An 11,769-nucleotide genomic window follows, 5' to 3' on the forward strand; every position below is an offset into this window, starting at 1 on the left:
TCCTGAGCCTAGCCGAAAACTACCGGTACCAGGCGCCCGGATCATCCGCGGGCATGACCTCGAAACTGTCGCGGCGCAGGCCGGGATGCCAGGACGGGTCGTTGTCGAGCCACTGCTTCCAGCGCTGCTGGAACAGCGCATATTGATCGCCCGCGACCGGCGTCTCGCCGCGCGATGCCTTCTCGGCATGGACCATCTCGGCCACTGGCGTGCAGATGATGCGATAGCCCAGCGCGCGCAGCCGCAGGCACAGGTCGACATCGTTATATTCCAGGCTGAACTGCTCGTCGAAGCCGGCGACCTCCTCCAACAGTGATCGCCGGGTCGCGAACAGGGCGCCCGTCACCATCGACCATTCGCGCTGCACCAGCGCCCAATCCTGATAGGTGCCGCCGACCTTCGTCCGCGCGGCCCAGGCATGGGCGATGGCGCCGAATTGCGGGACGATGCCGGCATGCTGCAGGCGTCCGTCGGCATAGAGCAGCCGCGCCCCGACACCGCCGACGCTCTCGTCCATCGCGAACCCGACCAGCGCCCTGAGCCAGTCGGGCGTGACCGGCTGGAGGTCGTCGTTCATCAGCACGATCTGCTCGGTCTCGGCCGTCCGCCACAGCCGGTTCATCTTGGCGGCATAGTTGAAAGGCTCGTCGTCGCCGCGCAATGTTTCGATGCGGCGGAGCGTGAACGGCCAGAACTGTGTCGCCCAGCCCGGCTCTCCGGCGATGTCGTCGCCCACAATCACCGTCAGCCGATCCATCGGCCAGTCGGCTTCGGCTATACCCTTGAGGAGCCGCTCGACATAAGTGGAGCGGCCGCCGGCTATGCGGCTGCGGCGGGTCGGGATGATCAGCGATACTTCGGGAACGGCAGCGCGGAACTCACGCAGCTGCGCAAGACTCCCCGGCACCCGCCCCGGCTTGAAGTCATAGCTGGCGAATTGCGGCTGCTGCGCGAGCATCCGCTGGCGCACTTGGGGATCGGCGATCGGGCGGGCGCCGCGGTGGGCCAGCAGGACCTTCGGGATACGCTCGATCGAGGCGCCGGCGCGATGCGCGCGGAAGAGCAGTTCGTCGAGCACCGCCGCGCCCATCTCGGTACGCAGGCCGAGTTCCGCGAACAGTGAGGCGCGAACGATCAGCGGCGCGCCGATATAGTCCTGCGCTGCGAGCAATGTCAGGTCGAATGCAGGCTTCAGCCGCAGCTGATCAAAGCCACGAGCCTCCCCTGCAGCGAAGTCATCGCCATAGAAGATGCCGACATCGGGCCGGGCCGCAGCGGCCTCGCGCCACGTCCGTTCGAACAACGGCGAGAGCAGCGCGTCGCGCGGCGCAAGCACGATCCATTGATTCCGGGCCGTGGGAAGATCGGCCGGCAGCGGCGTGTCGAGCACAGCATCGGGCGCCAGGGCCACGACGTGCAAGGTCGGACCCAGCGCTGCCATCCCGACAGGGATGCCCATCGACAGGTTCGACGGGACGTGCACGCCGCCCTCGTTGCCGGGTGCCTCAACGACCGCGGCGAAGCTGGCTGCCACCTTTTCAGCCACGGCCTCATAGGACAGCAGTGAACCGATCCGTTCGCGCGCGGCGGCGCCTTTGCCATCCTCGCCGGCTTCGATCCGATCGGCGGCCTCGATGAGCGTGACCGTCAGCGCGGGCTCATCGATCCGCGCCCATTGTCCGCCTTCGATATAATGGCCGAAATCCTGCTCCAGTCGCCACGGATGATATCGGACCGGCCAGCCGCTGCCCGCATCGAGAAAGTCCCGACTGCCGCCGAAGTCAGTGGCGATCACCGGCTTACCCATCGCCATGGCTTCCGCGATGGTCAGCCCGAACCCTTCCGAACAATGCGGGGATGCGTAGAGGTCGGCGAGCGCGGTGAGTTCTTGAAGCTCGTCGGCCGTCATTGATCGGTCGATGAGCAGGACGCCATCGGTGCCGTCGGCGAGCGCACGCAGCGCATCGCCTTCCTCAGGCCGATCATGGAGATGCTTCGTCTTGAGCAGCAAGGACCAGCCACGCGCCGCCAGGCCCGAGGCGGAGAATGCGCGGATCAGCGCTGCCGGATTCTTGCGGACGAGATAGCTCGAGCCGTCGAACACGTAGAGGATCGTACGGCGATCCGCGGAGAGCCCGAGCCGGCCCAGAGCCGCTTGGCGGTCCAGCGCCGGCGGCTCTACCAGCGGAACGACATGGGGAATGACATCGACGGGAACGCCGTCCTGCCCGGAGAACACGTCCGCGCAATAGCGGCTCGGCGCCCAGATGCGGTCGACCGAGCCGAAATTGCTGCGCCACGCCGGCGGGATATGCCCCATCTCCCACACCCAATAACCGATCCGGCGCTGCGCCTGCGCTATGGCGCCGCGCTGCTGTTCGGTGAGGAGATGCCAGCTGTCCGGGTTCAGGTGCACCAGCGCGATCTCGGCCGGGCCTTCGAAGTCGATGATATCGGTGGCCGGCACGAGTGGCTTGTGGATATGGAAAGGCAGCTTGATCGGGTGAAGATTGACGAGCGCGCCGGTCCTGCGGATCGCGGCGATGATGCCGCGGCTCGCCTGGCCCAGGCCATTGTCGTAATTCCACGGCCCGTAAAAGGCCACGCGCAGCGGCCCGCGGCCGAGCTTCTCGCGCGGTAGGCGCCGGGCCAGCAGGCGGCCACCATCGTCCACGGGGCCCTTCTCCGCCCCCGCCGCGATCGCCGCCTCAGCCAGCGCCACGTCGAAGCCCGCCTGCGCCAGCGTCTCGCGCCAGCCGGAGACATCAGCCGTCTCGAACTCGCCGCGCAGCAGCAGCAGCTTCACCAGCGGCATGCCGTCGGCGATCAGCTCGCGCCAGCCGAACAGCGTCGGATTGATCGCGGTCGGGCTCGGGAACAGTATCTCGACATCATGGCCGCTCTGCTCGGCCAGCTCGGCCAGCCGGATCTCATAGGCGCGGATCACATGATCCTTGCGCGTGAGCAGCCGAACCTCGTCCATGAAGCTGTGAAAGGTTCGCGAGGACAACAGCCGCGGCTTGATTGCCAGGAAGTAGCTTTGGACGTGCCAACGCCACTCGTGGCTTTCGGTCAATCCGATCAGGTCGGCCTTGCTCTGCCGCACGCGATCGACGATCGCGCCGATCCGCCCGTCGTCGGTCGCCGGGAACACGCTGTCATTGGCGAGATAGAGCGTCGCGGCACCGTAAAGCCGCGGATAGAGCTTCAGCGCGTGGCTCCACGCCCCAAAATCATAGCCGGCGTTGCGGCGCACCATCACCGCATCTGCAAGGTCGATCAGCTCCGGCGGAAGATCGACCGGCCGGTCCACCGTCGCGATCAGGAAGATGCCCAGCCGCTGCGCTTTCAACGCTCGCAGATAGGGCAAGACATGCGGCTTGATCTTGCCCGAGCGCGAATGCGTGACGAACAGGACGATCTCGCTGTCGATCGGCAACGACAGCGGCTTGACCACGTCGCTCGGCACCGACCAGGCAGGGGGATGGCTTTCGGGGTGGCGCGATGGCGGAAACAGCATGACCGGCGACGGTTCGAGCTCTGCGCCATCGGGCATCCGGCGGCCGACGACCTCGACGCCGTCGCCGTCTTCGCCGAGATCTATGTCCAATATGGCCCGGAAGCTGAGCGTGCCGTCATCGAGCCGCTCGGGAAACGCCTGCCCTACTCGCCGCTCGCCGTCATGGAATTCGACCCACGGCCTTGTGCCCCCAGTCTCAAAGAGCACTCCCGAGACGGATCGCTCATACCAGCCCTCGATCTTGCCGCCCCGGGGGACCTCAATCTCTGGCTCCGGCTCTGGCTCAGCTTGTGCGTTGGCTTGCGGCTCCGATTCAAGCTCTCGCGGCAAAAGTTCGGCGAGCGCATTGACGGCGTGCTGGTTGCCGTCAAGCGCCAGGCTCTCGCGATAAAGTGCGATTGCGAGGTCGATATCCCCGGTGCGGCGGGCGAGATGGCCCCGGCACAAGGCAAGATCGGCGTCGGACGGATCGAGGCCGTAGGCGATCCGATAGGCCCGGTCGGCCTGCTCGGGATCGTCGCTCTCGGCAAACATATGGCCGAGTTGAACCCAGATCGCGAAATCGCCCGGACGATAGACGAGGTAGCGGCGATAATGCTCCGCCGCCCTGCCCCAATCACGCGCGTCGCGCGCGGCCGTAGCCATGCGGAAGGCACGTTCCATCGCCCGTTTTCGCCAGAACCCCCTCGTCATGCATTGCTCGCTATCATGGCATCGATGGTTACGAAACAGGGAGCGAGCATCCGGATGTCCAGCGGGTGCGGGTCATTCGGCCCTGCACAAGGAACCTGCCTCTTAGGAAGAAGAGCGGTTTCTGCGCAAGTCTTACAAGCTGTTAAGGCTAGGGCAAGGACAGTATCGCAATTGACAGCCGCGCAGGGCGGGCTATGGGGGCGCCCCGGCATCAACGACATGACCGGTTGGACCCGCCGGTATTTGGGCGGCGAATTGGATGATCTTCGACATCGCTTCGATTGACAACAGACCAGGCCGGCAGGGGCATCGGTTCGCGTTGATGTTCGGCGCAGCCTTCTTGCTGCAAACCGCCGCTCCGGCCTCCGCCGAGACGCTGATGGATGCCGTCGAAGCCGCCTATGGCAACAACCCGACGCTTGTCGCCCAGCGCTACCGGCAGAAGAGCACCAACGAAAACTATGTCCAGACGCGGGCGCAATATGGCCCGCAAGTGTCGCTTCAGGCGGTCGGCACCTATGATTATGAGAAGCTTTATAGGCGGCCCTCGGCCGATGGCTATGTAGGCGACCTCACGCTGAATGTTCGCCAACCGATCTACAGCGGCGGCCGCCAACGCGGCGCTCTGGCGCAGGCGCGGGCCAATGTCCGCAGCAGCGAAGAAGGGCTCCGCCGGGTCGAGGGCGAGGTGATCGGCGACGTCATCAATGCCTATGCGGCGGTGCTGCGCGATCAGCAGCGGCTCGAAGTCGCTCGACAAAATGTGACCGTGCTGAATCAGCAGCTGGCCGAGCGCCGCGCGAAACGGCGGGTGCGGGACGTGACGGTCACCGACGTTGCCCAGGCGGACTCGCGGCTGGCTGCCGGGGAGGCCCAACTTGCCAATCTCGAAGCCCAGCTCGCGGTCAGCCGCGGCGAGTATCTGCGCATCGTCGGCCATGAGCCGGGAGATCTCCAGCCGCTGCCCGAACTTCCTGGGCTGCCGGAGTCGATCGACGAGGCGTTTGCGGTTGCGGAAGTCGAGAACGCCGAACTCACCTCGGCCCGTTTCGCCGAGGAAGCCGCTCGCGCCAATGTCGCTACGCAGCGCGGCGGCCAGCGGCCCACTGCCTCGATCACGGCGGACGCGGGGAAGGTCCGCGGCGTGCTGTCGCCATTCGACCGCCATAGTTTCCGCACCCAGGTGACCGCGCAGGTCACCATCACCCAGCCGCTCTTCCAGGGCGGAGCGATCCGCTCGCGGATCCGCCAGGCGCAGGATCAGAACAACGCAGCCCAGGCTGTAGTCGATGGCACACGCCGGCAGGCCTTCCAGGACGTCGTGCTAGCCTGGAACCAGCTGGCCTCCACGCGATTGGGAGTCATTGCGGGCAGCCGTCAGGTGCAGGCGGCGCAGATCGCCTTTGCCGGCATGGAACGCGAGGAGCGCTATGGGCTGCGCAGCACGATCGAAACGCTCAATGCCGAGCAGGAACTCGCTTCGGCCCAACTGACCCTGCTGTCGAACCGCTATCAGGAATATGTCGCGCGTGCCTCGCTCCTGCTGGCAATGGGCCGGCTCGACGCGCGGACCGTCAATTCGGCGATACCGGCCCGGGATCCCGAGGCCGAGTTCAAGAAGGTGCGCTGGCGCGGCATCTCGCCGACCGAGCCGGTCGCGATGCTGCTCGATCATGTCGGCTCGGCCAGCCCCTATGCCAAGCCCAAGCCCGATCTGCGCGGCGCCAACCAGCCCAAGCCGACAGGATCGCCGGCCATGCCCGCGGCGCTCGACAAGAGCTATACGCAGAAGCCGCTGGTCCCGATCACGCAAAGCCCGCTGGTCCCTGCCGACCAGCTTCCGTCGATCGTCGGCGACTATGGCACTCCGCCGCAGGACGACGATCCGCGATGAAAATTGCTCGCCGCCTGTCCGGCATATGTTAAGAGACTTGCGTCCCGGGCTTGACCCGAAGGCGCCAAAACCGGGATTGAACCTGCTCCGATGACGTCAGCCCTGTTCCAGAAGAACATCCTTACCGACGCCTTGAAGCAGGGTAAGAGTTCGTTCCTTTTCGCGGCGCTGTTCAGCCTCGCGAGCAACCTGCTCTATCTGACGCTGCCGATCTACACCAACCAGATCTATTCGCGCGTGCTGTACAGCCATAGCGGATCCACGCTGGCGGTGCTGACCGCCGGCGCGCTTGTCGTCTTCCTCCTGTCCGCCCTGCTCGACCATTTTCGCGCTGAGGTGCTGCAGAATTTCTCGATCGCCTTCGATCGCTATCTCGCAAGCTCCACCTTTGCGGCGCTGTTCGATCTCGTCGTCCGCCGCATGGGCGGTGCGCATGCGCAGGCGCTGCGCGACCTCGATACGGTGCGCTATGCCCTGGCGGGCCAGGCGGTCGGCGTGCTGTTCGATCTGCCGTGGATGCCACTGTTCCTGATCATCCTGTTCATCATCGATCCGTGGATCGGGGCGCTGACGCTGGTCGGCGGCATCATCCTGCTCATCCTCGCGGTGCTGCAGGACCGTGCGACGCACAGCGCACTGAAGGAGGCGAGCAACGCCGCGATCAAGAGCTATTCCTTCACCGACGCGGCGCTGCGCAATGCGGAAGTGGTGCGGGCGCTCGGCATGCTGCCCACGCTCGGCGCGGCATGGGCGCATTTCCGCCATACCTCGCTCAACATGGGACAGGTCGCCAGCCAGCGCGGCAGCTTTTACGGCAATGCCATCAAGTTCGTGCGGATGGTCATCCAGATCGCCACGATCGGCCTGGGCGCGTGGCTGGTGATCGAAGGCACCATATCGTCGGCGATCCTGTTCGCGAACATGATCCTGGCGAGCCGGGCGCTTGCCCCGCTCGATCGCGTGGTCGGATCGTGGAAGGGGCTCTTCGAAGCGGCACAGGCCTATCGGCGCCTCGAAAAGGTGCTGGGCGACTATGAGGCCCCCGTGCCCGCTACCCAGTTGCCGACTCCCAAGGGCCGGATCAACTTCGAAGGCGTCAGCTTCGCACCCGCGGGCGCGCCGGCGCTGATCCTGTCCGGCGTCACCTGCACGATCTTGCCGGGCGACATGGTTGGTGTGATCGGGCCGTCGGGCGCGGGGAAATCCACCCTGCTGCGCCTGATGGTCGGCATCTGGAAGCCGACGTCCGGCACCGTCCGGCTCGACGGTGCAGACGTCTATAGCTGGGAGCGCGGCGACTTCGGGCAGCAGGTCGCCTACCAGCCGCAGGATACCGAATTGTTCGCGGGAACGGTCAGGAACAACATCTGCCGCTTCCAGCTCGATGCGAAGGACGAGGACGTGGTCAGGGCGGCGCAGGCGGCGGGGGCGCACGAACTGATCCTGCGGCTATCCAAGGGTTATGACACCCAGCTCGGCGAAGGCGGCTCGGTATTGTCGGCCGGCCAGCGCCAGCGGGTCGGCCTGGCGCGGACGCTCTATGGCGACCCGAAGGTTATCGTGCTCGACGAACCCAATGCCAATCTGGACGCGGACGGCGAAGCCGCGCTCGCCGAGGCGATCAAGGGCCTGAAGGAACGCGGCGCGACGATCGTGATGGTTTCGCACAAGCCCAGCGTGCTCGCCCAGGCGGACAAGCTGATGCTGATCAGGAACGGACGGATCGAAATGCTTGGCCCGCGCGAGGAAGTGCTACGTGCCATGGCACCGCCGGCGCCGGCGGTTCCCGCCCAGCGTCCCGCCCTGCAGGAGGCCAAGCCATGAGTCTGCTCCCCGACCTGCGCAAGATGCTCGTTCGCGCCGAACCGCTGCCCGACGACGAGGATTCGGCCCGGGCCTATGCCGCCGGCACCTTGCCCAGCGACGAGGATGTGAGCCGCCAGATCAAGCGGCCGATCCTGATCGGCGGACTGGTCACGCTGTTGTTCGTGATCATCCTGCTTATCTGGGCCGCGGTCTTCTCGATCTCGGGGGCGGTGCTCGCGACCGGCGTCGTCAAGGTCGAGAACAACAGCAAGGACGTGCGCCGGCTCGAAGGCGGCATCGTCCGCCGGATCTTCGTCCGCGAGGGGCAGAAGGTCGCCAAGGGGCAGGTGCTGATCCGCTTCGACAACACCCAGGCCCAGGCCTCGGTGGATATCTACCAGAGCGTGGTGGACACCGCGCAGGCGCAGATCGCCCGCTTCCAGGCGGAATCGGTCGGCGCGTCCGGCATCGACTTCCCGCCGGAGTTGCTCGCCCGGGCCAATGATCCGCGCGTGGCCGGGCTGCTGGAGAGCCAGCGGGCGCTGTTCCAGACCCGCATGATGCTCTATCGCAGCCAGGCCATGGTGCTGAATTCGCAGGCCCAGCAGCTCGAAACCCAGATCAGCGGCATGCGGCTGCAGGCGCAGTCGGTCGACGACCAGGCCAAGCTGGTCAAGGAAGAGCTCGATGGCGTGCGCGAGCTCAGCCGCCAGGGCTATGCCCCCAACAGCCGGCTGCTCGCGCTCGAGCGCAGCGCAGTGCAGGTCAAGGGCCAGAAGGGCGCCGCACTGGCCGAAATGTCCCGCGCGCGGCAGGCGATCGGCGAGATCCGCCTCCAGATCGCGCAGCTCGAGGATCGCCACCAGACCGAGGTGGCGGACGGCATCCGCACCGCGCAGGACCGCCTGGCGGAAAACGCCCCGAAGCTGCGCGCGGTGATGGACCAGCAGCAGCAGACCGAGATCCGGGCGCCGGTCGACGGCTATGTGTTCAACCTGACCCAGTTCACCGAAGGCAGCGCCGCCGGCGCGGGGCAATTGCTGATGCAGATCGTGCCGTCCAGCGGGCGCATGATCATCTCCGCCGATGTTTCCCCCCGCGACATCAGCGACGTGCGGGTCGGCATGCCCGCGCGCGTCACCCTGGTGGGCTATAATCCGCGCACGGTATCCCCCGTCGAAGGAACGGTTAGCCTGGTGTCCGCCGATGCGCGGACGTCCGAGAAGACCGGCGCCAGCTTCTTCGTCGTCGAGATCACCGTTCCGGCGGCCAATGTCGCCAAGGCCGGCCCGAACGTGCATCTCGCGCCGGGCATGCAGGCGAGCATCGCCATCGTCACCGGGCAGCGGACGATCCTGCAATATCTGCTCGAGCCGTTCACGGACTCCATGCGGACGGCGATGAAGGAGCGATGAGCCTTTCGCCCAGGGTGGCGTTCCTCGTCGCGGGCGTGCAGAAAGGCGGCACGAGCGCGCTGTTCGAATATCTCCGCGACATGCCGGGGCTACAGCTCCCGGCGGTCAAGGAGGCGCACTTCTTCGACGACGAGACGATCGACTGGGGACGCCCCGACTATGAAGCCTATCACCGGCTGTTCGAGCCGGACGGACGGCTGCGCGGGGAAGCGACGCCGATCTACATCTACTGGCCCAACGCGCTCGAACGGATCGCCGCCTATAATCCGGCGATGAAGCTGATCCTGCTGTTCCGCGACCCGATCCAGCGGGCCTGGTCGCACTGGAAGATGGAATATGCCAAGGGCAAGGAACGCGAGCCCTTCGCATGGTGCATTCGCGAAGGGCGCGCCCGGCTGGAGCACGGCGACGCCGCCGCTCCGGGCTTCCACCGGGTGTTCAGCTATGTCGAACGCGGTTTTTATGGGCGGCAGGTCGAGCGGCTGCTGAGCCTGTTCCCGCGCGAGCAGTGCCTGTTCCTGCGCTCCGAGCAGCTACGCGAAGACCCGGCAGGCGCCCTGACGGCAGTCTGCTCGTTTCTGGGCCAGTCTCGACCCGCAGGCATCGCGCCTCGGATCGTCCATCCTGCGAGGGCTCGGCAATATCCATCCGAACTCCTGCCGTCGGACATCGCGATGCTGCGCGAACTCTATACACCTGATATGAAACTGTTTTCGCAGCTGACGCAGATCGATCCATCAGCCTGGACGCGCAACTGGAGCGGCCTAAATAAGGGCCAGCCCAAGGCCTTGGACGCGCAGCAACATCGGCAGGAATAGCCGGTTATCCGCGGCCGTTCTTCTTCACCGCTGGCGCGACAGCGCACAAACTATTAAGAAATTCCTCACCAATATCGCGAAATTTCGACCTTTGATGGTGACTCTGCTCGTCGCATCGCCTATCAGGAAAACGCAACACAAGCATCAAATCGGACGATGTCGAGCCTGCGCTTCGCTTTTTGCCTGTTGCGCGGTTGAGAAAGCTTGGCTAAGCAACGTTCTGGGCTTGCTCGATGAACCATGCCACGGGGGATCGGTTCACGAGCGGCAAGGGGCGCTTCCCGCTCGTGTAAACGGGAGGTGGCACGCTGCTTGCCCGGGTAAAGGTTCTACTGGAGGACTCTAATGGCTACTTACGTTTTCGAAAATCTGACGCAGGCTCAGGCCAACGCGATCACCGGCGCTGACATCATCGCCTTCTCGACCGCCACGGCGACCGCCGCCAATGTTGGCGTTTCTATTTCGTCTCCATCCGATACGATCCAGAACACGACGCTCACCGTCGGCAGCAAGTCGCTGTTTTTCGACGCGGCAGCGCTGAAGGCAATCTCGGTTGCGGGCAACCTCGTATTCAACGATGCCTCGGTACTGAACGTTGGCGTCAACACTGCGGACTCGATCACTCCTGCTGCCGGCGCTGTCATTCACCTGTTCGCGGGCAATGACTCGGTAGCTGCAGGCGCTGGCGCGGACCAGGTCTACGGCGGCGAGGGCAACGACACTCTCACCGGCGGTGCTACCGCAGCCAACCTGTTCGGCGGCAACGGCACCGACAGCCTCACCGGCGGCGCGAGCAATGACCATATCTATGGTCAGAGCGCATCGGGTGGCGCTGACGGTAACGACAGCATCAGCGGTGCCGCCGGCGGCGATTACGTGAACGGCAACGCCGGTGCAGACAGCATCGACGGTGGCGCCGGTTCGGATCGCATCCTCGGCGGCAACGGCAACGACACCATCGTTGGCGGCGCTGACAACGACACGGTCAACGGCAACCTCGGCAACGACACGATCGATGGCGGGACCGAGAACGACTTCCTCCGTGGTGGTCAGGGCACCGATTCGCTTTCGGGCGGCGCTGATGACGACACGCTGCTGGGCGATCTCGGCAACGACACCCTCTCGGGCGGTGCTGGCATCGACTTCGTGACGGGCGGCGCGGGCAATGACCGCTTCGACTTCACCGGCGCTGGAAATACCGGAGTTGGCACGGTCAAGTCTTACGACACGATCAACGACTTCGTTGATGGCGAAGACAAGTTCAACATCACCAGCGGTGGCTCGGTCTACGGCGACGCAGCTGCGGAAATCGTTATCGGCGCAGCCGGTGCGACGTTCACCACGGTGTCGGCGGCGACCGTTTACGCTCAGGAGCTCCTGGACGCGAATGCGAGCACCAATGACGTCGCAATCGTGAAGGTCGGTGGCGACACCTACCTGTTCTACGACTCGACGGGCACAACTGCTGCCATTGACTCGATCGTCAAGGTGCAGGGCATCACCGACACCTCGATCTTCACAATCGCTGACTTCGCCTAATCGAAGTCATCTCGATCGAGATGGAAGGGGCTGGTCGCAAGACCGGCCCCTTTTCTTTGTTGGATGCGAGGTCGCCCAGAGCCT

The 11,769-nt window shown here is 65.3% G+C and carries 6 protein-coding genes; 5 read left to right on the top strand and 1 reads right to left on the bottom strand.

Annotated features, from left to right (window positions below):
- Positions 1-19: 19 nt before the first annotated feature.
- Complete coding sequence (locus AC1DPF_RS09855; protein WP_477960999.1) at positions 20-4,165, bottom strand: glycosyltransferase; 4,146 nt, start codon at positions 4,163-4,165, stop codon at positions 20-22.
- A gap of 307 nt (positions 4,166-4,472) precedes the next feature.
- Here AC1DPF_RS09855 and AC1DPF_RS09860 point away from each other — a divergent pair, with 307 nt between their 5' ends.
- From AC1DPF_RS09860 to AC1DPF_RS09880, 5 genes are all read left to right on the top strand, one after another.
- Positions 4,473-6,107, top strand: a complete 1,635-nt coding sequence (locus AC1DPF_RS09860) for a TolC family outer membrane protein (RefSeq protein WP_477961001.1) — start codon at positions 4,473-4,475, stop codon at positions 6,105-6,107.
- 90 nt (positions 6,108-6,197) lie between these two features.
- Positions 6,198-7,931: a type I secretion system permease/ATPase gene (locus AC1DPF_RS09865; RefSeq protein WP_477869572.1), complete on the top strand. Its 1,734-nt coding sequence runs from the start codon at positions 6,198-6,200 to the stop codon at positions 7,929-7,931.
- Entirely contained in the window at positions 7,928-9,328 is a 1,401-nt protein-coding gene (locus tag AC1DPF_RS09870; RefSeq protein ID WP_477961003.1) for an HlyD family type I secretion periplasmic adaptor subunit, read from the top strand. Before AC1DPF_RS09865 ends, AC1DPF_RS09870 begins: the two co-directional genes overlap by 4 nt.
- Entirely contained in the window at positions 9,325-10,146 is an 822-nt protein-coding gene (locus tag AC1DPF_RS09875) for a sulfotransferase domain-containing protein (protein ID WP_477961005.1), read from the top strand. The genes AC1DPF_RS09870 and AC1DPF_RS09875 overlap by 4 nt, the downstream gene beginning before the upstream one ends.
- Positions 10,147-10,491: 345 nt before the next feature.
- The gene (locus AC1DPF_RS09880) at positions 10,492-11,685 is read left to right on the top strand and encodes a calcium-binding protein (protein ID WP_477961007.1); all 1,194 of its coding nucleotides are present in this window, start codon (positions 10,492-10,494) and stop codon (positions 11,683-11,685) included.
- The last annotated feature ends 84 nt before the right edge of the window (positions 11,686-11,769 follow it).

The organism is Rhizorhabdus sp. P4_G6, assembly GCF_056401045.1.

Excerpts from the sequence above, each read along its gene's own strand:
- AC1DPF_RS09855 (WP_477960999.1), bottom strand. The coding sequence starts at position 4,165 with ATGGCTACGGCCGCGCGCGACGCGCGTGATTGGGGCAGGGCGGCGGAG.
- AC1DPF_RS09860 (WP_477961001.1), top strand. The coding sequence starts at position 4,473 with ATGATCTTCGACATCGCTTCGATTGACAACAGACCAGGCCGGCAGGGG.
- AC1DPF_RS09865 (WP_477869572.1), top strand. The coding sequence starts at position 6,198 with ATGACGTCAGCCCTGTTCCAGAAGAACATCCTTACCGACGCCTTGAAG.
- AC1DPF_RS09870 (WP_477961003.1), top strand. The coding sequence starts at position 7,928 with ATGAGTCTGCTCCCCGACCTGCGCAAGATGCTCGTTCGCGCCGAACCG.
- AC1DPF_RS09875 (WP_477961005.1), top strand. The coding sequence starts at position 9,325 with ATGAGCCTTTCGCCCAGGGTGGCGTTCCTCGTCGCGGGCGTGCAGAAA.
- AC1DPF_RS09880 (WP_477961007.1), top strand. The coding sequence starts at position 10,492 with ATGGCTACTTACGTTTTCGAAAATCTGACGCAGGCTCAGGCCAACGCG.